At 61.8% G+C, this 21,731-nt stretch carries 19 protein-coding genes; 14 read left to right on the forward strand and 5 right to left on the reverse strand.

The genetic code is table 11. From position 1 onward, the window contains the following. Positions 1 to 91: 91 nt before the first annotated feature. Together HYE77_RS14405 and HYE77_RS14410 are read right to left on the reverse strand one after the other, a co-directional pair. A complete protein-coding gene (locus HYE77_RS14405; protein WP_102604765.1) occupies positions 92 to 1,744 on the reverse strand; it encodes an acyl-CoA dehydrogenase family protein in 1,653 nt (550 codons plus the stop codon). 88 nt (positions 1,745 to 1,832) lie between these two features. Beyond that, positions 1,833 to 4,211 carry a hybrid sensor histidine kinase/response regulator gene (locus HYE77_RS14410; RefSeq protein ID WP_008436587.1) on the reverse strand — a complete coding sequence of 793 codons (2,379 nt, stop codon included), beginning with the start codon at positions 4,209 to 4,211 and terminating at the stop codon, positions 1,833 to 1,835. Between the two features lie 286 nt (positions 4,212 to 4,497). On the opposite strand from HYE77_RS14410, the gene HYE77_RS14415 reads away from it, so the two are divergent. The 4 genes from HYE77_RS14415 (at position 4,498) to HYE77_RS14430 (ending at position 8,018) form a co-directional block, all read left to right on the forward strand. Further along, positions 4,498 to 5,295, forward strand: a complete 798-nt coding sequence (locus HYE77_RS14415) for a hydroxymethylpyrimidine/phosphomethylpyrimidine kinase (protein ID WP_177008849.1) — start codon at positions 4,498 to 4,500, stop codon at positions 5,293 to 5,295. Between the two features lie 18 nt (positions 5,296 to 5,313). Further along, positions 5,314 to 5,937 (forward strand): thiamine phosphate synthase, encoded by a 624-nt coding sequence (gene thiE, locus HYE77_RS14420; protein WP_003215472.1) that lies wholly within the window; start codon positions 5,314 to 5,316, stop codon positions 5,935 to 5,937. Between the two features lie 17 nt (positions 5,938 to 5,954). Next, positions 5,955 to 7,238 carry a glutamate-1-semialdehyde 2,1-aminomutase gene (gene hemL, locus HYE77_RS14425; RefSeq protein ID WP_003215470.1) on the forward strand — a complete coding sequence of 428 codons (1,284 nt, stop codon included), beginning with the start codon at positions 5,955 to 5,957 and terminating at the stop codon, positions 7,236 to 7,238. Positions 7,239 to 7,463: 225 nt separating this feature from the next. Beyond that, a complete protein-coding gene (locus HYE77_RS14430) occupies positions 7,464 to 8,018 on the forward strand; it encodes a tetratricopeptide repeat protein (protein WP_177068914.1) in 555 nt (184 codons plus the stop codon). A gap of 129 nt (positions 8,019 to 8,147) precedes the next feature. Here the strand turns inward: HYE77_RS14430 and HYE77_RS14435 are convergent, their stop codons facing one another. Then, positions 8,148 to 8,474 carry a DUF1820 family protein gene (locus tag HYE77_RS14435; protein WP_003215457.1) on the reverse strand — a complete coding sequence of 109 codons (327 nt, stop codon included), beginning with the start codon at positions 8,472 to 8,474 and terminating at the stop codon, positions 8,148 to 8,150. Positions 8,475 to 8,606: 132 nt separating this feature from the next. On the opposite strand from HYE77_RS14435, the gene miaB reads away from it, so the two are divergent. The 5 genes from miaB to lnt all read left to right on the forward strand — a co-directional run bounded on the left by miaB (position 8,607) and on the right by lnt (position 14,017). Beyond that, positions 8,607 to 9,932 carry a tRNA (N6-isopentenyl adenosine(37)-C2)-methylthiotransferase MiaB gene (gene miaB / locus HYE77_RS14440; RefSeq protein ID WP_102369960.1) on the forward strand — a complete coding sequence of 442 codons (1,326 nt, stop codon included), beginning with the start codon at positions 8,607 to 8,609 and terminating at the stop codon, positions 9,930 to 9,932. A gap of 218 nt (positions 9,933 to 10,150) precedes the next feature. After that, positions 10,151 to 11,152, forward strand: a complete 1,002-nt coding sequence (locus tag HYE77_RS14445; RefSeq protein WP_003215453.1) for a PhoH family protein — start codon at positions 10,151 to 10,153, stop codon at positions 11,150 to 11,152. Then, entirely contained in the window at positions 11,145 to 11,618 is a 474-nt protein-coding gene (gene ybeY, locus HYE77_RS14450) for an rRNA maturation RNase YbeY (protein ID WP_003215452.1), read from the forward strand. Before HYE77_RS14445 ends, ybeY begins: the two co-directional genes overlap by 8 nt. A gap of 27 nt (positions 11,619 to 11,645) precedes the next feature. Then, positions 11,646 to 12,485 carry an HlyC/CorC family transporter gene (locus HYE77_RS14455; protein WP_003215451.1) on the forward strand — a complete coding sequence of 280 codons (840 nt, stop codon included), beginning with the start codon at positions 11,646 to 11,648 and terminating at the stop codon, positions 12,483 to 12,485. Between the two features lie 8 nt (positions 12,486 to 12,493). Next, positions 12,494 to 14,017: an apolipoprotein N-acyltransferase gene (gene lnt / locus HYE77_RS14460; protein ID WP_003215450.1), complete on the forward strand. Its 1,524-nt coding sequence runs from the start codon at positions 12,494 to 12,496 to the stop codon at positions 14,015 to 14,017. Positions 14,018 to 14,140: 123 nt separating this feature from the next. Here lnt and HYE77_RS14465 read toward each other — a convergent pair whose 3' ends face one another. Together HYE77_RS14465 and HYE77_RS14470 are read right to left on the reverse strand one after the other, a co-directional pair. After that, positions 14,141 to 14,902: a YdcF family protein gene (locus HYE77_RS14465; protein WP_102369961.1), complete on the reverse strand. Its 762-nt coding sequence runs from the start codon at positions 14,900 to 14,902 to the stop codon at positions 14,141 to 14,143. 103 nt (positions 14,903 to 15,005) lie between these two features. Next, positions 15,006 to 15,323: a hypothetical protein gene (locus tag HYE77_RS14470; RefSeq protein ID WP_008436575.1), complete on the reverse strand. Its 318-nt coding sequence runs from the start codon at positions 15,321 to 15,323 to the stop codon at positions 15,006 to 15,008. 261 nt (positions 15,324 to 15,584) lie between these two features. On the opposite strand from HYE77_RS14470, the gene leuS reads away from it, so the two are divergent. From leuS to HYE77_RS14495, 5 genes are all read left to right on the forward strand, one after another. Continuing rightward, positions 15,585 to 18,191, forward strand: a complete 2,607-nt coding sequence (gene leuS / locus HYE77_RS14475; protein WP_177068915.1) for a leucine--tRNA ligase — start codon at positions 15,585 to 15,587, stop codon at positions 18,189 to 18,191. A 90-nt stretch (positions 18,192 to 18,281) separates the two neighbouring features. Then, complete coding sequence (lptE, locus tag HYE77_RS14480; protein ID WP_177045753.1) at positions 18,282 to 18,887, forward strand: LPS assembly lipoprotein LptE; 606 nt, start codon at positions 18,282 to 18,284, stop codon at positions 18,885 to 18,887. 39 nt (positions 18,888 to 18,926) lie between these two features. Next, positions 18,927 to 19,964, forward strand: coding sequence for a DNA polymerase III subunit delta (gene holA, locus HYE77_RS14485; protein WP_008436560.1), 1,038 nt, complete (start codon positions 18,927 to 18,929; stop codon positions 19,962 to 19,964). 84 nt (positions 19,965 to 20,048) lie between these two features. Beyond that, entirely contained in the window at positions 20,049 to 20,213 is a 165-nt protein-coding gene (gene arfA, locus HYE77_RS14490; protein ID WP_003176285.1) for an alternative ribosome rescue factor ArfA, read from the forward strand. 61 nt (positions 20,214 to 20,274) lie between these two features. After that, the gene (locus HYE77_RS14495) at positions 20,275 to 21,600 is read left to right on the forward strand and encodes a lytic murein transglycosylase (protein WP_003215443.1); all 1,326 of its coding nucleotides are present in this window, start codon (positions 20,275 to 20,277) and stop codon (positions 21,598 to 21,600) included. Positions 21,601 to 21,731 lie beyond the last annotated feature (131 nt).

A 21,731-nucleotide genomic window follows, 5' to 3' on the forward strand; every position in this document is an offset into this window, starting at 1 on the left:
GCTCGCGAAAGCGGTAGGTCAGTCAGCACATGTATTGGCTGATCCACCGCCTTCGCGAGCAAGCCCGCTCCCACATTTTGACCGTGTTTGTTCAGGAAAAAGGAGGTGTCGAGCGCGCGACAATCGCTTCCACATTCACACCGCGCGGCAAGGTGCCATAGACCCGGCCCGACGACTCACCCAGTCGGCTGGCGATAAAGCCATCACTCACACTGGCATTGCCCGCCTCCAGCAGCAGCTTGGCCTGCAACGCCACCGCGATGTCCTCGGTCAATTGCCGGGCACGGTATTGGATGTCCTGGGTGTCCATGAACGCCGACTTCAACTGCTCGATATGCCGCGCCAGGTGCTTGTGACCATGACCATCCCCCAGCTCGACAAACAGCGCCTCCAATACTCCCGGTTCTTTGGACAGGGCCCGCAGCACATCCAGGCACTGCACATTGCCGGAACCTTCCCACGTCGAGTTGACCGGCGCCTCACGGTACAAGCGCGGCAGGATACTGTCCTCGACATACCCCGCACCGCCCATGCACTCGGCGGCTTCGTTGATCATCGCGGGCGCGCGCTTGCAGATCCAGTACTTGCCCACCGCCGTCACCAGCCGGGCGAATTTGGCTTCCTGTTCGTTATCCAGATGGTCCAGCGCGCGCCCCATGCGCATGCTCAAGGCCAGGGACGCCTCGCTTTCCAGGGCCAGGTCGGCCAGTACGTTCTGCATCAACGGTTGCTCGCTGAGCACCCGGCCACCTACCAGGCGGTGAGCGCAATGATGGCTGGCCTGGGTCAGCGCCTGGCGCATCAGGGCGCTGGAGCCGACCATGCAATCGAAGCGGGTCATCGCCACCATCTCGATGATGGTCGGTACGCCGCGCCCTTCTTCGCCGATCATCCAGGCCAGCGCGCCACGAAACTCCACTTCGCTGGAAGCGTTGGAGCAGTTGCCGAGCTTGTTTTTCAGGCGCTGGATGTAGAACTCGTTGCGGGTGTCATCCGGGCGGTGCCGGGGCAGCAGGAAACAGGTCAGGCCCTTGTCGGTCTGGGCCAGGGTGAGGAAGCCATCGCACATCGGCGCGGAGCAGAACCACTTGTGCCCCACCAGCTCATACGCCTGGCCCGGACCGCCAGCGCCCACCGGGTAAGCGCGGGTGGTGTTGGCGCGCACGTCGGTGCCACCCTGTTTCTCGGTCATGGCCATGCCGATGGTGGCGCCGGCCTTGTGGGCGATGCCGACGTTGCGCGGGTCGTATTCGGTGGCGAGGATTTTCGGCAGCCAGGTTTCAGCCAGGTCTGGCTGCAGGCGCAGGGCCGGGACGCAGGCGAACGTCATGGTCAGCGGGCAGCCGGTGCCGGCTTCGGCCTGGCTGTGCAGGTAGGTCATCGCCGCGCGGGCCACATGGGCGCCGGATTGCGGATGGGCCCACGGCAACGACGGCAGGCCGTGTTCGACGGCGGTGCGCATCAGCTCGTGGTAGGCCGGATGAAACTCCACCAGGTCGATGCGATGGCCAAACCGGTCATGGCTGTTGAACACCGGTTTGTTCTGGTTGGCCAGGAACCCGGCTTCCATCAGCGGCCCGCCCGCCAGCGCACCATAGGTGTCGATGCGCTGCTCGGCCCAGCCGGCGCCGAAGCGCCGGGACCAGTCTTGCAGCGGCAAGTCGATACGGTACAGGTTGGTGCCGTCCAGGGACGGTGGCTGGTTGGTGACGTCGTGGGTTTCGGCGAACTGGTGCAGGTTCATGACAGGCCTCCTGAAAAAAGGCCACGTTCATTGAGGCCTGAATTTCAGTTAAGCACCGTCACCCGGGTTAAAAAAGTGGCATAAACGCCTAATTGGCGGCGCTTTCACCCTCAACCATATGCAACAACCGCAGTTGCAGCACCCGTTGCAGGGCCTCGAAACGTACCGGCTTGGCCACTCGGTCGGTGATACCCACGCCGTGGCAGCGCTCGCGTTCCGGGGCTTGTAACGAGGTGCTCAAGGCGATCACCGGCAGCTCACCACAGCCGGGCAACGCACGGATCTGGCAGCACAGCGAAAAGCCGCCCTCGGGCACATCCAGCAACACTGCGTCGAAGGTTTGGCTCTGCAGCAACGCCAGGGCGGCCGGCCCATTGTCGACGGTTTTCACCCGATAACCGAGCTTGAGCAACATGCCGCGCACCACCAGTTGCGCCACGCTGTTGTCGTCCACCAGCAGCACCGTGCACTCCTGCGGCGTGCGTTGCGCCTGCGGTACTCGCCGCACGGCAGCCGGTTCTGGCTGGACGGGGCTGACTGCAAGTTCCAGCTGGAAGCGACTGCCGCGCCGCGGCTCGGAATTGTGGGTGAGGCGCCCACCGAGCAACTCGATCAATTGCCGGCAGATCGCCAGGCCGATGCCCATGCCGCCGTATTGACGAGTGGTCGAGCCATCGAGCTGGAAGAAGCGCTGATACAGGGTCGCCTCATCGAGGTAGGCGAAGCCGATGCCGGTGTCAGTGACAATGAAGGTCAGGCGCAGCGTTCCGTCCGCCTGGGGCACACCGACCACCCGCACACGCACCGAGCCCTCGTGGGTGAACTTGAAGGCATTGTCCAACAGGCAATCCAGGCACTGCGCCAGCTTGCCGGGATCACCGTTGATGCGGTCCGGCAGGTCTTCTGCCAGATCAATGGAGAACGCCAACCCTTTGTTCTGGGCGCTGGCCGCGAACTGCTGGCGCAAGGTGTCGAGCAGCCCACGCAGGCTGAACACTTGGGGTTGCGGGCTGAGGCGCCCGGCCTGCAATTCGGTGAGGGTGAGGATGCCGTTGACCATGCGCATCATCTCGCGGGCCGCACCGGAGGCGGTTTGATGGTACTGCGCGAGGTCGCCTGGCAGCGGCTCGGTCTGCATCAATTCCAGGGAGCCGATCACACCGTTCATCGGCGTGCGCAGCTCGTGGGTCAAGGTGGCGAGGAATTCATCCTTGAGCTGGTTGCTGTGGGCCAGTTGCGTGTTGAGCACTTCGAGTTTCTGGCTGGCGTCGAACAGGATTTGCGCCTGTTGCTCGCGCATCGAATTGATCCGGTCGGCCAGCGCCAGGGACAGCAAGGCCACTTCCAGTGCCGAGCCGATCTGGCTGGCGTACATCGTGAGGAACACATTGGGCAGGTAGCCCAGCACCATCATCGTATTGACTACACCGCCCAGCAGGAACGCGGTCCAGGCGATGATGAAGTAGCGCGCCATGCGCTGGCCGCAATACCAGGCCTTGATGGCCGCGACGAAGATGGTCACGGTAAAGACCAGCGCCAGGGCGGTGGCCAGGCGTAGCGCCAGCGCATAACTGGTGAACAATGCCAGCACCATCACCACCCCGCCGCTGACCGCCAGGGCCAGCAACAGCCGGTTGATCCAGCGACTGTAAAGCGCGGTGTGCAGGAAACTGCGGGCAAAGAGGCTGCCGAACAGCGCCGCCGAACCGATCAGGAAGGGCACCGCCGCGTTCGCCCACCACGGGTTATTCGGCCAGAAATACTGCACGGCCACACCGTTCACCGACAGCTGATACAGGCCGAACGAGGCGATATAGAGGATGTAATAGAGGTAGCTGGTGTCGCGCACGCTCAGGTAGATGAACAGGTTGTAGATCAGCATGCCGAGCAACACGCCGTAGATCACACCCAGCACGTACAGGCGCAATGGCTGTTCTTCGAGGTACGCGGTGGTGGACCAGAGGGTCAGCGGTGCCTGGATCGAGCCCTGGCTTTGCAGGCGCAGGTACAGGGTTTCCTGCTGGCCAGGGACGAAGTCGAGCTTGAACAGGTAGTTGCTCTGGCGGATTTCGCGGCTGGAAAACGGCAGGATGCTGCCGGTGCGCGACACCAGTCGATAGTTGCCGACACTGTCAGGCTCGTACAGCTCCAGTTGGTTCAACGGCGGGTAAGCCAGTTCCAGCAGCCAGCGGCGCGGGGCATCCGGGCGCTGTGCACGGTAATGCAAATCGACCTTGAGCCAGAACACCGAGCGCGAATAGCCGGCATTCAATGTGGCTTTGTCGTGGGTCTTGAAACGACTGGCGAGGACCGGCGAGCTGATATCGCCAATGGTCAGGGCGCCACTGGGGTCCTCAAGGACTTGCATCACTTGGCCCAGGGGCAACCGCGTGGTGGTCTCGTTGAACTCGACTGCGCCGGCCAGCATCGGCAGCCCGGTCAACAGTAACATCAGCAAATAGCGCATAGAGCCCCAGCGTGACCTGTCCGGTTATGTCAAAAGCCTCCATTCCTTTTGAGCAGACGTAAACCGGCGATACAGTTATTGGTTTGAATCCACTCTAGCATAGCCATTACAGGCCAAAAGACACCATTGAAATAATTTTTTGAAAGGCTCTAGAGCGGGCATTACAGGGCATTTGACCTGTATTTCACGATGATAGCAAACAGCCACTTCCACCTTCCCCTCCGCTAAAAATTCAACCATCGCCCGACAGCCACCCAAAAAGCGTTTGGTGGTAAGCTCGCGCACCATGAATATCTACAGCTCTCGCCCCGTTGTCCTCTGTCTCTCCGGCCATGATCCCAGTGGTGGCGCCGGCTTGCAGGCAGATATCGAAGCCCTGCTCGCCCAGGGCTGTCATGCGGCCCCGGCCGTCACCGCGCTGACTGTGCAGAACACCGTCAACGTCAGCGATTTCCGCGTGCTGGATCGCGAGTGGGTGCTGGCCCAGGCCAACGCCGTGCTCGGTGACTCCGAAGTGGCCGCGGTGAAACTGGGCATGCTCGGTTCCCTGGAGATGGTCGACACCGTGGTCGAACTGCTCAAGGCGCACCCGCATTTGCCGGTGGTCTGCGACCCGGTGCTGCGCGCCGGCGGCGGCGGCAGCCTGGGCAAGGACGAGGTCGGCTACGCCATGCGCGAGCGGCTGTTGCCGCTGTCGATGATCGCCACCCCCAACCTGCCTGAAGCACGCATCCTCGCCGAATTGCCCGAGGGCACGGCGGACGAATGCGCAGCGAAACTGCTGCCGTTCATCAAGCACCTGCTGATCACCGGCGGCCATGGCGACGAGCACGAAGTGCACAACCGCCTCTACAGCCGCGACGGCACGCACCAGACCTTTACCTGCCAGCGCCTGCCCGGCAGCTACCACGGTTCGGGCTGCACCCTGGCCAGCGCGCTGGCCGGTCGGTTGGCACAAGGCGAAGGGTTGGTCAGCGCGGTGCAATCGGCCCTCAACTACACTTGGCGCACCCTGCGTGACGCTGAACAACTCGGCCAGGGGCAATTCGTGCCTCGTCGTCTGCCGTTGGATTTCTGCTCGTAACACCAAGAGGCCTGCCCGATGAAACTACGTGGCCTTTATGCCATTACCGACAGCCAACTGTTGGCCGGCAAGTTCCTGGCCTACGTCGAAGCGGCGTTGGACGGTGGCGTGACCCTGCTGCAATACCGCGATAAAAGCAGCGACGAAGCGCGCCGCCTGCGGGAAGCCGAAAAACTGCGGGAGCTGTGCTCGCGCTACAAGACCCAACTGATCATCAACGATGACGCCGAACTGGCCGCACGCCTCGGCGTCGGCGTGCACCTGGGCCAGACCGACGGCCCGCTGACCCCGGCCCGTGCGCTGCTCGGTTCCAAGGCGATCATCGGCTCCACCTGCCACAGCCAGATCGAACTGGCCGAGCAGGCTGCCCGCGAAGGTGCCAGTTATGTCGCCTTCGGCCGCTTCTTCAATTCCAACACCAAGCCCGGCGCGCCGGCAGCCACCGTTGAACTGCTGGCCCAGGCCCGCACGCGGTTGCACCTGCCGATCTGCGTGATCGGCGGCATCACCCTGGAAAACGCCGAGCCGCTGGTGGCCCACGGTGCCGACTTGCTGGCAGTGGTCCACGGCCTGTTTGGTGCCGACAGCACCCAGGAAGTCACGCGCCGCGCCCGCGCTTTCAACGATCTTCTAAAATCTTGAATTCAGAGAACACGACCATGTCCCGTTCCGAAACCCTGTTTGCCAATGCCCAGAAACACATCCCCGGCGGTGTGAACTCTCCCGTGCGAGCGTTCAAGAGCGTTGGCGGAACCCCACTGTTCTTCAAGCATGCCGAAGGCGCCTACGTCACCGACGAAGATGACAAGCGCTACGTCGACTACGTGGGTTCGTGGGGCCCGATGATCCTCGGCCACAGCCATCCGGAAGTACTGGACGCGGTGCGCCAGCAGCTGCAACACGGCCTGTCCTATGGCGCACCGACCGCCATGGAAACCGAGATGGCTGACCTGGTGTGCTCCATCGTGCCCTCCATGGAGATGGTGCGGATGGTCAGCTCCGGCACCGAAGCCACCATGAGCGCGATTCGCCTGGCCCGTGGGTTTACCGGCCGCGACAGCATCATCAAGTTCGAAGGCTGCTACCACGGCCACTCCGACAGCCTGCTGGTCAAGGCCGGTTCCGGTGCGCTGACTCAGGGCGTACCGAGCTCCGCCGGGGTGCCGGCCGCGTTCGCCAAACACACCCTGACCCTGCCGTTCAACGACATCGCTGCCGTCGAGCAGATGCTCAGCGAAGTCGGCCAGGAAGTGGCGTGCATCATCGTCGAGCCGGTGGCCGGCAACATGAACTGCGTGCCGCCGGCGCCGGGCTTCCTGGAAGGCCTGCGGGAACAGTGCGACAAGCACGGCGTGGTGCTGATTTTTGATGAAGTGATGACCGGCTTCCGCGTTGCCCTCGGCGGCGCCCAGGCTTACTACGGCGTCACGCCGGACCTGAGCACCTTCGGCAAGATCATCGGCGGCGGCATGCCGGTGGGCTGCTTCGGCGGCAAGCGCGAAATCATGCAACACATCGCGCCGCTGGGCCCGGTGTACCAGGCAGGCACCCTGTCGGGTAACCCGCTGGCCATGGCCGCCGGCCTGACCACCCTGCGCCTGATCAGCCGCCCGGGCTTCCACGCCGAGCTGACCGACTACACCACTCGCCTGCTGGACGGCCTGCAACAGCGCGCCGATGCCGCCGGCATTCCGTTCGTGACCACCCAGGCGGGCGGCATGTTCGGCCTGTACTTCAGCGGCGCCGACGACATCGTCACCTTCGACGATGTGATGGGCAGCGATGCCGACCTGTTCAAGCGCTTCTTCCACCTGATGCTGGAAGGGGGCGTGTACCTGGCACCGAGCGCCTTTGAGGCCGGCTTCACCTCGATCGCCCATGGCGATGCCGAGCTGAAACTGACCCTCGATGCTGCCGAACGCGCCTTCGCCGCCTTGAAATAAGCGGATCAAAAATCAGGCGCCGCCCCTGGCGGCGTCAGATTTGCTACTTTGCTTACAGGCATTTCCGTCTTTTTTCGAGAATTCACCTGCAATCCGGCAGATAACTTGCCCACGCAGCAGAAAAACGAGTAAAGACTTTGTAAGCAGGTGCCTGCTTATTTCATAATGCGCGCTTATTGGATCCCCCCGTGGGTCCCGCGCCCCGTCAGAGGTAAGTCGATTCCCATGAAACGCACCGGCCGCACCCTGGTTCTGGGCTGCCTGTTGCTCCTTCAGCCGCTGCTGGCGTATGCCCAGGCAGGCGGCAACTCGTTGTTAATCCCAGCGATGGGTCGTTGCACCCTCAATACCCAGCCGGAAAGCCAGGCCGAAGCCCTGAGCGCGTGCCAGAAACAGGCCGATGGCGGGGATGCGCAGGCGCAATACGAGTTGGGCGAGTACTTCTACGACAGTAAAAAACCCGCACGTGACCTCAACAAAGCCTTGAGCTACTTCGAGAAAGCCTCGTTGCAGGGCCACGCCCAGGCGCAATTCCAGCTGGGCACCATGTTTTTCCACGGCGAAGGCGTACCGGCCAATAACGTCCAGGCGTACATCGTGCTGAAAATGGCGGCGGTGAACGGCGCCGAAGATGCACTGGACACGGCCGACGAAGTGGCCGAACACATGCAGCGCGACGAACTGGAAGTGGCTACCCAAGTGCTGGGACAGATTTTCCGCAACTACCTGCAGGAACTGCAGAGCGCAGATGGCAGCTCGCCGTTTTCGCCGCTGCCCTGAGTTTTGTAGCGCCTTTACTACCGCCTTCGCGAGCAAGCCCGCTCCCACATTCGACTGTATTCCAAAGGTGGAACTCGGTCGAATGTGGGAGCGGGCTTGCTCGCGAAGGGGTCGGCGCGGTCTAAAGCCTTACTTCTCAGGCATCGGCATCGGAAACGGCATGACATTGCTCATGCCCCGGGCCTCGCTGATTTTCGGCGTGCCCAGGCGCTCGACTTCGTCGATGCGCACGATCGAATGCATCGGCACAAAACTGCGCACCACGCCTTCGAACTGAGCCTTGAGTTTTTCCTCGCCCGGGTCGACGACCAGCTGCGTGCGCTCGCCAAAGACGAACTCTTCCACTTCCAGGAAGCCCCACAGATCACTTTGATAGATCTGCTTGGCGTACATTTCGAACACCTGGCCCTGGTTAAGGAAAATCACCTTGTAGATTGGAGCTTCACGTTTGGTCATGGTGGGCGGGTAACACATCGGGGGATTTAAAAGAGGGCGCGAACTATAGCATGGCGTCCGATGCACAGTGCTAGGAACCTATCGGCATGCCCCCTATAATGCGCGGTTCTTTACCACCAGTTGACGATCCCCATGGCCAAGAAGCTTTACATCGAAACCCACGGTTGCCAGATGAACGAGTACGACAGCTCGCGCATGGTCGATCTGCTGGGTGAACATCAGGCCCTGGAAGTCACCGCTCGCGCTGAAGACGCCGATGTGATCCTGCTCAATACGTGCTCGATCCGCGAGCGGGCCCAGGACCGGGTCTACTCGCAGCTGGGCCGCTGGCGTGAACTGAAACTGGCCAACCCGGACATGGTGATCGCCGTCGGCGGTTGCGTGGCCAGCCAGGAAGGCGCCGCCATTCGCGACCGAGCACCGTACGTCGACGTGGTATTCGGCCCGCAGACCCTGCACCGCCTGCCGGAAATGATCGACGCCGCGCGCATCACCAAGCTGCCGCAAGTCGACGTCTCGTTCCCGGAAATCGAAAAATTCGACCATTTGCCCGAGCCGCGCATCGACGGCCCAAGCGCTTATGTGTCGGTAATGGAAGGCTGCAGCAAGTACTGCACCTTCTGCGTGGTGCCCTACACCCGCGGCGAAGAAGTCAGCCGCCCGTTCGACGACGTGCTGGCAGAGATCATTCACCTGGCCGAGAACGGCGTGCGTGAAGTGACCCTGCTGGGACAGAACGTCAACGGCTACCGTGGCCAGACCCACGACGGGCGCCTGGCGGACCTCGCGGAGTTGATCCGCGTAGTGGCCGCCGTCGACGGGATCGAGCGGATTCGCTATACCACTTCGCACCCGCTGGAGTTCTCCGACAGCCTGATCCAGGCCCACGCCGAAGTGCCGGAGCTGGTCAAGCACCTGCACTTGCCGGTGCAATCGGGCTCGGACCGCATTCTCTCGGCGATGAAGCGCAACCACACCGCCCTGGAATACAAATCCAAATTGCGCAAATTGCGTGCGGCGGTGCCGGGGATCTGCATCAGCTCGGACTTTATCGTCGGCTTCCCAGGGGAAACCGAGAAAGACTTCCAGCAGACCATGAAGTTGATTGAAGACGTAGGCTTCGACTTCTCCTACTCCTTCGTCTACAGCCAGCGCCCGGGCACCCCGGCGGCAGACCTGCTCGACGAAACCCCGGAAGCGTTGAAGAAGGAGCGTTTGAACGCCCTGCAACACCGCCTCAACCAGCAGGGTTTCGAGATCAGCCGACAGATGGTGGGCTCGACCCAGCGCATCCTGGTGACCGACTACTCGAAAAAAGACCCTGGCGAATTGCAGGGCCGGACCGAGAACAACCGGATCGTCAACTTCCGCTGTGATAATCCGACGCTGATCGGGCAGTTCGCCGACGTGCACATCGACGCGGCACAACCGCACTCGCTGCGCGGCTCGCTGGTGTAACAATAATTCGGCCACCGGGAACCCATGTGGGAGCGGGCTTGCTCGCGAAGGCAGTGTGTCAGGCAACGAATAGGCTGACTGAACCACCGCATTCGCGAGCAAGCCCGCTCCCACATTAGAACGGCGCCAGCTTCGGGATATATAAGTGCTTTCGCACACCGCCTGCTGGCGTTATCCTTGATTTCATCTTAATTGCCCCAGGGCGGCTAAAAACGACCTTGAACGCACCCATAGAACCACATCGTTTTCTCCTCGAGCCCTTTGAGGCTCGCCGTTTCGCCAATCTGTGCGGACAGTTCGACGAGCACCTGCGCCTGATCGAACAACGCCTGAGCATCGAGATCCGCAACCGCGGCAATCAATTCGAGCTGATTGGTGAACCCCAGCACACCACCTCGGCAGAAAACCTTCTGCGCCGCCTCTACCGGGAAACCAAAGGTAGCGAGCTGTCGCCGGAAACGGTGCACCTGTACCTGCAGGAATCCGCCGTGGAGGACCTGGCCAATAACCCGGTAGCCGAAGCCAGCGTCGCGTTGCGCACCAAGAAAGGCATGATTCGCCCTCGCGGCTTGAACCAGCAGCGCTACGTCAAAGAGATCCTGGGCAACGACATCAACTTCGGCATCGGCCCTGCCGGTACCGGCAAGACCTACCTGGCCGTGGCCTGCGCGGTCGACGCCCTGGAGCGCGAGCAGGTGCGACGCATCCTGCTGGTGCGTCCGGCGGTGGAAGCCGGCGAGAAGCTGGGCTTTTTGCCCGGCGACCTGGCCCAGAAGATCGACCCGTACCTGCGCCCGCTCTACGACGCGCTCTACGAGATGCTCGGCTTCGAATACGTGGCCAAGCTGATCGAGCGCCAGGTGATCGAGATCGCCCCGCTGGCCTACATGCGTGGCCGTACGCTGAACAACAGCTTCATCATTCTCGACGAAAGCCAGAACACCACCGTCGAGCAGATGAAGATGTTCCTGACCCGGATCGGTTTCGGCTCCACCGCCGTGATCACCGGCGACGTCACCCAGGTCGACCTGCCCAAAGGCACCAAGTCGGGCCTGGCCCAGGTGATCGACGTACTCAAGGACGTGCCGGGGATCAGCTTCACGCACTTCATGCCCAAAGACGTGGTACGTCACCCGTTGGTGCAGCGCATTGTCGAAGCCTACGAGCGCTTCGAACACCGCGACGACCAACCGGCCAAGGACACTCGCCGCGATGCTTGAGCTTGACCTGCAGCTGGCCACCGAAGCGCCCGCCCCCAGCGAAGAACAGTTCCGCCAGTGGTGCACCCTGGCCCTGCGCCAGCGCACCGCCGACTCGGAGCTGACCATTCGCCTGGTGGACGAGCCCGAAGGCCGTGAACTGAATCACACCTGGCGACAAAAAGACTACGCGACCAACGTGCTGTCGTTTCCCGCCGACGTACCCGATGAGCTGCTGGATATCCCGTTGCTGGGCGACCTGGTGATCTGCGTCGAAGTGGTCGAGCGTGAAGCAAAGGAACAGGGCAAGGAACTTGAGGCCCATTGGGCCCATCTAGTCATCCACGGCTGCTTGCATCTCTTGGGTTACGACCATATAGACGATGACGAAGCCGAAGAAATGGAAGCACTGGAACGAACGTTGCTTGCAGAACTGGGTCATCGTGACCCGTATGCAGACGACGAAATTGCAACTACACCTAACTGAAACAATAAAGGATTTAGAGTAATCGCTATGAGCGAAGACCGATCGAGCAACGGGCAAAAGTCATGGCTGGGGAAACTCACCCAGGCCTTTGCCCACGAGCCGAAAAACCGCCAGGAGCTGCTGGAGCTGCTGCGCGAGGCGCATCAGAACAAGTTGCTGGACAGTGAAGCGCTGGCCATCGTCGAAGGCGCCATCCAGGTAGCTGACCTGCAAGTACGGGACATCATGGTTCCGCGCTCGCAGATGGTCAGCATCAAGGCGACCCAGACCCCTCGGGAATTCCTCCCGGCCGTGATCGACTCGGCGCACTCGCGCTACCCGGTGATCGGCGAAAGCCATGACGACGTCATGGGCGTCCTGCTGGCCAAGGACCTGCTGCCGCTGATCCTCAAGGAGAACGGCGACAGCTTCAACATCAAGGACCTGCTGCGTCCTGCCACCTTCGTCCCTGAATCCAAGCGTCTGAATGTGCTGCTGCGCGAATTTCGTGCGAACCACAATCACATGGCCATCGTGATTGACGAGTACGGCGGTGTAGCGGGTTTGGTGACCATCGAAGACGTGCTGGAACAGATCGTCGGCGACATCGAAGACGAGCACGACGTCGAAGAAGACAGCTACATCAAGCCGCTGCCCAGCGGTGATTTCCTGGTCAAGGCCCTGACGCCGATCGAGAACTTCAACGAGTTCTTCGACAGCGAATTCTCCGACGATGAATTCGACACGGTTGGCGGCCTGGTGATGAGTGCGTTCGGGCACCTGCCCAAGCGTAACGAGACCACGGAAATCGGTGCCTATCGCTTCCGCATCCTGAATGCCGACAGCCGCCGTATTCACTTGATCCGTTTGACACCTATTGCCCGCTAAGGACTGACATGCGCCGTATGATTGCACCCGGCTGGCCCGGTAACTTGCTGGCCGTGGTGGCCGGCGCCATCACCACCCTGGCGCTGGCGCCGTTCGACCTCTGGCCGTTTGCGCTGGTGGCGGCCGGGTTCTTTTATGCGGGATTGCGTGAACTGACACCGCGCCAGGCCTTGTGGCGCGGCTGGTGTTTCGGTTTCGGCCTGTTTGGCGCCGGTACCAGCTGGATCTACTACAGCATTCACCACTTCGGCGGCGCTTCGGTGCTGCTGGCGGGCATGCTGATGCTGGCGTTTACGGCGGCCATTGCCTGGTTCTTTGCCCTGCCCGCCTGGCTGTGGGCGCGCTGGCTGCGCCGCAACGAAGCGCCACTGGCCGATGCACTGGCCTTCGCGGCCTTGTGGGTTGGCCAGGAAGCGTTTCGCGGCTGGTTCCTCACCGGTTTTCCCTGGCTCTATTCCGGTTACAGCCAGCTCGACGGTCCTCTCACCGGCCTCGCGCCGCTGGGCGGGATGTGGCTGATATCCTTTGCCCTGGCGCTGACCGCCGCACTGATCTGCAACCTGCCGCGTCTGCTGGCGGCTAAGCGCAACCTGTTCATCGGTGCCGGCTTGCTGTTGTTGGTGGCGCCATGGGCCATCGGCCTGGCACTCAAGCATCATGCATGGACCACCCCCGCCGGCGCGCCGCTGACCGTGGCAGCCGTCCAGGGCAACGTCGAACAAAGCATGAAGTGGGACCCGGAGCAGCTCAATGCGCAGCTCGCGCTGTACCGCGACATGAGCTTCAGCTCCAAGCCTGTCGACCTGCTGGTATGGCCGGAAACCGCCGTGCCGGTGCTCAAGGAATCCGTGGAGGGTTACCTGGGCATGATGGGCAAGTTCGCCGCTGACCGGCACACTGCGCTGATCACCGGTGTACCGATCCGCCAGGAAGTGCATCACCACAAGCGCTTCTTCAACGGCATCACGGTGGTGGGCGAAGGCGACGGCACCTACCTGAAGCAGAAGCTGGTGCCGTTTGGCGAGTACGTGCCGCTGCAGGACATGTTGCGCGGCTTGATCGCGTTCTTTGACCTGCCGATGTCGGACTTCGCCCGCGGGCCGTCCGACCAGGCTTTGCTGCAAGCCAAGGGCTATCAGATTGCGCCGTTCATTTGCTATGAAGTGGTGTACCCGGAGTTCGCCGCCGGCCTGTCGGCCCGCAGCGATTTGTTGCTGACCATCAGCAACGACACCTGGTTCGGCCGCTCCATCGGCCCGCTGCAACATTTGCAGATGGCCCAGATGCGCGCCCTGGAAGCCGGTCGCTGGATGATTCGCGCCACCAACAACGGCGTCACTGGCCTGATCAACCCGTACGGGCAGATCACCGTGCAGATCCCGCAGTTTGAACGCGGGATTCTCTACGGCGAGGTCGTGCCGATGCACAACCTCACGCCTTACCTGGAATGGCGTTCCTGGCCGTTGATCATCCTGTGCCTTGGCCTGTTTGGCTGGGCGCTGTTAGCGGGCCGGATGTCCAAAACGGTTTAACAGAAATACTCGGACAACAATGTGGGAGCGGGCTTGCTCGCGAATGCGATCTGTCAGTTAAAGCACCAGTGACTGACACACTGCATTCGCGAGCAAGCCCGCTGCCACATTTGCCCGGCGGTATTACCTGTAAAACATCCGGTAACCCACCTGCCCCACCGCTTCATTCAGCAACTGCCCGCTCTGCCATACCGACTTGAACTCCGGCATCCAGCCCCCCAATGGCCGGGCATTGTCCAAACCAAGAAACCCCACTGGCGCCGGAACAACCGTGAACCCGGCCTTTTCGAAGCTCCAGCGCGAGCGCGGCATATGCCAGGCCTGAGTCACGACCACCACACGCTTGATCCCCTGCGGCAGCAGAATCTCGGCACTCATCTGCGCGTTTTCCCACGTGGTACGGCTGCGCTCTTCCTTCCAGCGCACGCTCACGCCAAAGTCATCCTGCATCGATACCGCCATCAACTCCGCCTCGCTGGGCGGTGTGCCGTAGTGCAAGCCGCCGGTGGTCAGCACCGGCAAGCCCGAAGCCTTGGCCAGGCGGGCTGCATAGCGCTGGCGCTCAAGACCGATACCCGTCGGCTGATCGGAGCCCCACGCCGGATCCCCGCGCTCACGCCCCGAGCCCAACACCACGATGGCATCAGCCCGCTGCGCCAGGGTCGCCCATTCATCACGGGCCAGAGGCGGCTCGGTCTCCAGGGCCTTTGCGCCCCATTGAACCGCCACCGGCAGGCTCATCAGCAACATCCCGCCAAACCCCAGGGCAAAGCACACGGCCGCCAGCCGCGGTCGGCTGCGACGAAACCACCAGGCAAGGGCCAGCAACAGCAACAGGATGCCGGGCGGCAACAACAATTGTTTAATGAAATAGCGAATAGGCATCGGGCATCTCCAAAGATGCCCGAAGCCTAAGGTGTAACGGGGTTAAGCGACAATCTTTACAGGAACAGACGCTGAGAAGGCTACAGATCACTAACGCGGTACTTCACTTGAAACGCACGGACCGGAGTTTTTCCGGGCTGCGACCGGCCGAAAAATCCTTGAGCCATACCACCTTGGCCGATCGCGAAAACTCCTGGGCTGGCGGGGAGGCCATGCCATGGGACGCGCGATGCTCATTCAACTCCAGATACACCCTGATCACGTCCAGCTCTGCCTGGCTCAAGCCACGCAGTTCCAACTCCAGAGGCCGTTCATCACACAATCGGCCTGCGGTTTTTGCTGCATCCAGTGCTCGACCCAAACGGTCGATCAGTCCTTCGTACACCTGCGGTTTCGTTAAAGTTCGCTGCGAATCAACCATCCCTCACCTCATTGAAGATAAGACTCACTCCCCACTAAACAGCGTAGTCCTGCTTGCCCTGCCTGCCTGGCGCCGCGACCAACGGCCTCGGCGGCGCAATCAGGGTTTCCCTCGATAGAGTGGGGTCATGTATGCTACGGCGCTTCCTGTAACTCCACTTCCCGCAGGGTTTGGGCACGGACGCGCCGCTTTTTGGTGTCGATCAACCTGAACGTTGCACCGAAGAGGATTAGGCCACCCCTATTCAGTTCAAAAGTAGCCATGCACGAACAATATCAGCCCCGTGAAATAGAAAATGCCGCCCAGTCGTTCTGGGATGAGCAAAAGTCCTTTGAAGTCAGTGAACAGCCAGGCAAGGAGACTTTCTATTGCCTATCGATGTTCCCTTACCCCAGCGGCAAGCTACACATGGGGCATGTGCGCAACTACACCATCGGCGACGTCATCTCCCGCTACCAGCGCATGCTGGGCAAGAACGTCCTGCAACCCATGGGTTGGGACGCCTTCGGCATGCCGGCGGAAAACGCCGCGATGAAGAACAACGTAGCGCCCGCCAAGTGGACCTACGAAAACATCGCCTACATGAAGACCCAGCTGCGCAGCCTGGGCCTGGCGGTGGACTGGTCCCGCGAGGTGACCACCTGCAAGCCTGATTACTACCGCTGGGAACAATGGCTGTTCACTCGCCTGTTCGAAAAAGGCGTGATCTACAAGAAGAGCGGCACCGTGAACTGGGACCCGGTGGACCAGACCGTACTGGCCAACGAACAAGTGATCGACGGCCGCGGCTGGCGTTCCGGCGCGCTGATCGAAAAGCGCGAAATCCCGATGTACTACTTCAAGATCACCGCCTATGCGGATGAACTCCTGTCGAGCCTCGACGATTTGCCGGGCTGGCCCGAGCAGGTCAAGACCATGCAACGCAACTGGATCGGCAAGTCCCGTGGCATGGAAGTGCAGTTCCCCTACAACGTCGACTCCATCGGCGCAGAAGGTGTACTGAAAGTCTTCACCACCCGTCCGGACACCCTGATGGGCGCGACCTACGTCGCCGTGGCCGCCGAACACCCGCTGGCCACCCAGGCTGCACAGAACAACCCCGAGCTGCAGGTGTTCATCGCCGAATGCAAGGGCGGCAGCGTCGCCGAAGCCGACGTCGCCACCCAGGAGAAAAAAGGCCTGCCGACCTCGTTGTTCGTCGAGCACCCATTGACCGGCGAGAAGCTGCCGGTGTGGGTCGCCAACTACGTGCTGATGCACTACGGTGATGGCGCAGTAATGGCTGTGCCGGCCCACGACGAGCGCGATTTCGAATTCGCCGTCAAATACAACCTGCCGATCAAGTCCGTGGTGCGCACCAGTTCGGGCGACACCAACCCGGCTCCGTGGCAGGACGCGTACAACGAACACGGCACACTGATCAATTCCGGCGAGTTCGACGGCCTGGATTTCGAAGGCGCCTTCGACGCCATCGAAGTGGCGCTGATCAAGAAAAACCTCGGTGCCTCGCGCACCCAGTTCCGCCTGCGTGACTGGGGCATCAGCCGCCAGCGCTACTGGGGCTGCCCGATCCCGATCATCCACTGCGAAACCTGCGGTGACGTGCCGGTACCGGAAGACCAACTGCCGGTCGTATTGCCCGAAGACGTGGTGCCGGACGGTGCTGGCTCGCCATTGGCGCGCATGCCCGAATTCTACGAGTGCACCTGCCCGAACTGCGGTGCCCCGGCCAAACGCGAAACCGACACCATGGACACCTTCGTGGAGTCTTCGTGGTACTACGCCCGCTACGCCTCGCCGCACTATGAAGGCGGCCTGGTGGAAAAATCCGCGGCCGACCACTGGCTGCCGGTAGACCAGTACATCGGCGGTATCGAACACGCCATCCTTCACCTGCTGTACGCGCGCTTCTTCCACAAGCTGATGCGTGACGAAGGCCTGGTGAGTTCCGACGAGCCGTTCAAGAACCTGCTGACCCAGGGCATGGTGATTGCCGAGACTTATTACCGCCGCGAAGCCAATGGCGCCTACACCTGGTTCAACCCGGCAGATGTCGAGCTGGAGCGTGACAGCAAGGCCAAGGTGATCAGCGCCAAGCTGAAATCCGACGGCCTGCCGGTGGAAATCGGCGGCACCGAGAAGATGGCCAAGTCGAAGAACAACGGCGTCGACCCACAGTCGATGATCGACCAGTTCGGCGCGGACACCTGCCGCCTGTTCATGATGTTCGCCTCGCCGCCTGACATGAGCGCGGAATGGTCGGACTCCGGCGTCGAAGGTTCGCATCGCTTCCTCAAGCGCGTCTGGCGCCTGGCGCACGCCCATGTCAGCCAAGGCTTGCCGGGCAAGCTGGACATGGCGACCCTGAGCGATGAGCAAAAAGTCATTCGCCGCAGCACCCACCTGGCCATCAAGCACGCCAGCCAGGACGTGGGCCAGCACCACAAATTCAACACCGCCATCGCCCAGGTGATGACGCTGATGAACGTGCTGGAGAAAGCGCCGCAGGCTACCGAACAGGACCGCGCACTGGTACAGGAAGGCCTGGAAACGGTCACCCTGCTGCTGGCGCCGATCACGCCACACATCAGCCACGAACTGTGGAACCAGTTGGGCCACAGCGGTGCCGTCATCGATGCCGGCTGGCCGGTACAGGATGACAGCGCCCTGGTACAGGACACGCTGCAACTGGTGATTCAGGTCAACGGCAAGCTGCGTGGCCAGATCGACATGCCGGCCAGCGCCAGCCGTGAAGACGTCGAAGCCGCCGCCCGTATTAATGAGAACGTGCTGCGCTTCACCGAAGGCCTGACGATCCGCAAAGTGATCGTGGTGCCCGGCAAACTGGTCAATATCGTCGCTAGCTAATCGGATCGGGCGCCAAGGGAATAACCCTGGCGCCGAACAAAACCTCCAGGGCCTCGATAAGGCCCACATGGTTTCAAGGGGAGCATCAAAATGATCAAACGCAATCTGCTGGTTATGGGCCTTGCCGTGCTGCTGAGCGCTTGCGGCTTCCAGCTGCGCGGCACCGGCCACACCGAACTGGCGATCAAGGAACTGGACGTCACCGCCCGCAACTCCTACGGCGAGACCGTGCAACAGCTGCGCCAGGTCCTGGAAAACAGTGGCGTCAAAGTCTATTCAGGCGCGGCTTACAAGCTGAACCTGCTGGATGAGAAAGAAGAGCAGCGCAACCTCAGCTATGCCAGTGCCGGGCGTGCTTCGGACATCGAGCTGAGCACCACGCTCTTCTTCGAAATCCAGGGCCACGACCACCTGCCGTTGATGGGCGACAAGATCCAGGTACAGAAAGTCGTGAGCCACGACGGCAACAACCTGGTGGGTTCGGACTCCGAAACCATCCAGGTGCGCAAGGAAATGCGTCGTGAGCTGGTGCAGCGCATGCTTCTGCGCCTGCAACTGATCACTCCGGAAAAACTGGATCAACTGCAGCAAACGGCAGATAACAAGGCCAAGGCAGATGCCGATGCGCTGAAAGCGGCGCAAGAGTATGAAAACAGCCAGCCGAAACAATCGCCTGTCGAAGTTCCTGTCGAGTAAGCCAGACGGGGCGCCCCTGGCGCCCCGTTCGCCCTGCCTATGAAACTCGCCCCCGCCCAACTCGCCAAGCACCTGCAAGGCAGCCTTGCGCCCGTCTACATCGTCAGCGGTGATGACCCGCTGCTGTGCCAGGAGGCTGCGGACGCAATTCGCACCGCCGCCCGCCAACAGGGCTTCGATGAACGCCAGGTATTCAGCGCCGACGCCAGTTTCGACTGGGGTACGCTGCTGCAAGCCGGGGCGAGCATGTCGCTGTTCGCCGAAAAACGCCTGCTGGAACTGCGCCTGCCTTCGGGCAAGCCCGGCGACAAAGGCGCGGCGGCGTTGATGGAATACTGCGCACGCCCTGCCGAAGACACGCTGCTGCTGATCAGCCTGCCCAAGCTCGATGGCAGTGCGCAGAAAACCAAGTGGGGCAAGGCGCTGGTGGAAGGCGGCCAGACTCAGTTCATACAGATTTGGCCGGTGGACAGCAGCCAACTGCCGCAGTGGATTCGTCAGCGCCTGTCGCAATCCGGGCTGAGTGCCAGCCAGGATGCGGTGGAGCTGATCGCGGCGCGGGTGGAAGGCAACCTGCTGGCCGCCGCCCAGGAAATCGAAAAGCTCAAGCTGATGGCCGAGGGTGGCCAGATCACCGTCGAAACCGTACAAGGTGCCGTGGCGGACAGCGCGCGCTTTGACGTATTTGGGCTGGTGGATGCGATCCTCAATGGCGAACCCGCCCACGCCCTGCGCATGCTCGAAGGGCTGCGCGGCGAAGGCGTCGAGCCGCCGGTGATTCTCTGGGCCCTGGCGCGAGAATTACGGCTGCTGGCCAATATTGCCCTGCAGTACAGCCAGGGCATCCCACTGGACAAGGCCTTCAGCCAGGCGCGGCCACCGGTATGGGACAAGCGCAAACCACTGATCAGCAAAGCCCTGCAACGGCACTCGGCGCAACGCTGGGCGCAATTGCTGCTGGAAGCCCAACGCATTGACGCGCAGATCAAGGGGCAGGCGGCTGGATCGCCGTGGATGAGCCTGAGTCGTTTGTCACTTTTGATGTCAGGACAGCGCTTGGCGCTGCCTGCTGAATAGTCCTACGTATCGCTGGGCTGGACAGAATCCAAACTTCGGCAGATGATTCGCACCGCATCATCAACCTGCCAGAGAGTACCCATCATGAGCAAAAAGCCATCCAAGCATGGCCCCAACAAGGCCAAATCCATCATCGCCCAGCCGTTGTTCCGCAGTCGCCAGGAACGAGCCGGCAAAGGCAAAGGCAGCTACCGCCGCGAAGCCTTCCAGTCTAATAGCTGGGAGGCTTCTTACTTTCTGGCTGCCTGAAGGCAAGCGCCCCTCCGGCATGATAAGGTCTGTACCTGATTCGTATTCCCTGGACCTGTGCATGCCCTCTAGTCTTTCCCGTCGTTGGCACCTTCGCCAACTGATCGCTGCCTCCAGCCTCATTCTGTTAGTCGCCTGCGCGGAAAAACCCACCGCTGCCGATGCCCAACCCCTGCCCCCGCTCCAGACTGCACCGGTAGCTGCGCCTGCCGTCGTTGCGCCACTGGTGGCAGACAATCTTGATATCCAGCCGACCCAGACCTTTGCCGAATGGCAGGCGGGGTTTCGCGTGGAAGCCTTGAAGGCCGGTATCACGCCGCAGGTTTTCGATACGGCCTTTGCCAATGTCGTACCCGACATGGCGGTGATCCGCGCCGACCGCAGCCAGCCGGAGTTCTCCCGGCCGGTATGGGAATACCTCGATGGCGCGCTGTCGCCGCTGCGGGTGCGCAATGGCCAATCGCTGCTGGTGAAGTATGCCGACATTCTGCAACGCATTGAGGACCGTTACGGCGTCGACCGCCAGGCGCTGGTCTCGGTGTGGGGCATGGAGAGTAACTTCGGCCAGTTCCAGGGCAACAACTCGGTGATCCGCTCACTGGCGACCCTGGCCTATGAAGGCCGTCGCCCGGCCTTCGCCCAGGCGCAACTGTTGGCGGCGCTGCAAATCATCCAGCATGGCGATATCGCCGCCGACCAGATGAAAGGCTCCTGGGCCGGGGCCATGGGCCAGACCCAGTTCATCCCGACCACCTATAACACCCACGCCGTAGACTTCGACGGTGACGGCCGCCGCGATATCTGGAACAGCCCGGCCGACGCCCTCGCCTCCACCGCGCACTACCTGCAAAGCTCCGGCTGGCAGAAAGGCCAGCCCTGGGGCTTCGAGGTGCAGCAACTGCCGTTGAATTTTGATTACGCCCTGGCCGATGGCAGCGTACGCAAGACCGTTGGCGAGTGGCTGAAACTGGGAATCCAGGTGCCGCCGGGCGCCAGTGTCCCGGCCAACGTCGACCAGCTTTCCGCCGCCCTGTTGCTGCCGGCCGGCTATCGTGGCCCGGCGTTCCTGGTGCTGGATAACTTCCGCGCGATCCTCAAGTACAACAACTCGTCGTCCTACGCGCTGGCAGTTGGGTTGTTGTCGGAACGCTTCGGGGGCGGTGGCTTGATTCGTGGGAGCTGGCCGAAAGATGAACTGCCGTTGACTCGCTCGCAGCGAATTGACTTGCAGACGGTACTCAGTGCCAATGGTTACGACGCAGGCAACCCGGACGGGATCATCGGTGCGAATACCCGCAAGGCGATTCGTGCCGCGCAGCAGTCCCTGGGCTGGCCGGCGGATGGGTATCCGACGGTGAAGTTGCTGGAGTCGCTGCAAAGCCGATAGATCGGCGTATGGCTGCTACCGCATTCGCGAGCAAGCCCGCTCCCACATTTTGACCGTGCACTTCCTGAAGGAACGCGATCGAAATGTGGGAGCGGGATTGCTCGCGAAGAGGCCTTTATCGGCGCTACAAA

Origin of the sequence: Pseudomonas sp. IPO3774 (assembly GCF_013386835.1) — a bacterium.
Taxonomy (GTDB): domain Bacteria; phylum Pseudomonadota; class Gammaproteobacteria; order Pseudomonadales; family Pseudomonadaceae; genus Aquipseudomonas.

Excerpts from the sequence above, each read along its gene's own strand:
- HYE77_RS14415 (WP_177008849.1), top strand. The coding sequence starts at position 4,498 with ATGAATATCTACAGCTCTCGCCCCGTTGTCCTCTGTCTCTCCGGCCAT.
- HYE77_RS14405 (WP_102604765.1), bottom strand. The coding sequence starts at position 1,744 with ATGAACCTGCACCAGTTCGCCGAAACCCACGACGTCACCAACCAGCCA.
- HYE77_RS14435 (WP_003215457.1), bottom strand. The coding sequence starts at position 8,474 with ATGACCAAACGTGAAGCTCCAATCTACAAGGTGATTTTCCTTAACCAG.
- arfA (WP_003176285.1), top strand. The coding sequence starts at position 20,049 with ATGAGCAAAAAGCCATCCAAGCATGGCCCCAACAAGGCCAAATCCATC.
- HYE77_RS14495 (WP_003215443.1), top strand. The coding sequence starts at position 20,275 with ATGCCCTCTAGTCTTTCCCGTCGTTGGCACCTTCGCCAACTGATCGCT.
- thiE (WP_003215472.1), top strand. The coding sequence starts at position 5,314 with ATGAAACTACGTGGCCTTTATGCCATTACCGACAGCCAACTGTTGGCC.
- hemL (WP_003215470.1), top strand. The coding sequence starts at position 5,955 with ATGTCCCGTTCCGAAACCCTGTTTGCCAATGCCCAGAAACACATCCCC.
- HYE77_RS14465 (WP_102369961.1), bottom strand. The coding sequence starts at position 14,902 with ATGCCTATTCGCTATTTCATTAAACAATTGTTGTTGCCGCCCGGCATC.
- HYE77_RS14430 (WP_177068914.1), top strand. The coding sequence starts at position 7,464 with ATGAAACGCACCGGCCGCACCCTGGTTCTGGGCTGCCTGTTGCTCCTT.
- lptE (WP_177045753.1), top strand. The coding sequence starts at position 18,282 with ATGATCAAACGCAATCTGCTGGTTATGGGCCTTGCCGTGCTGCTGAGC.
- HYE77_RS14410 (WP_008436587.1), bottom strand. The coding sequence starts at position 4,211 with ATGCGCTATTTGCTGATGTTACTGTTGACCGGGCTGCCGATGCTGGCC.
- HYE77_RS14455 (WP_003215451.1), top strand. The coding sequence starts at position 11,646 with ATGAGCGAAGACCGATCGAGCAACGGGCAAAAGTCATGGCTGGGGAAA.
- lnt (WP_003215450.1), top strand. The coding sequence starts at position 12,494 with ATGCGCCGTATGATTGCACCCGGCTGGCCCGGTAACTTGCTGGCCGTG.
- HYE77_RS14470 (WP_008436575.1), bottom strand. The coding sequence starts at position 15,323 with ATGGTTGATTCGCAGCGAACTTTAACGAAACCGCAGGTGTACGAAGGA.
- leuS (WP_177068915.1), top strand. The coding sequence starts at position 15,585 with ATGCACGAACAATATCAGCCCCGTGAAATAGAAAATGCCGCCCAGTCG.
- miaB (WP_102369960.1), top strand. The coding sequence starts at position 8,607 with ATGGCCAAGAAGCTTTACATCGAAACCCACGGTTGCCAGATGAACGAG.
- ybeY (WP_003215452.1), top strand. The coding sequence starts at position 11,145 with ATGCTTGAGCTTGACCTGCAGCTGGCCACCGAAGCGCCCGCCCCCAGC.
- holA (WP_008436560.1), top strand. The coding sequence starts at position 18,927 with ATGAAACTCGCCCCCGCCCAACTCGCCAAGCACCTGCAAGGCAGCCTT.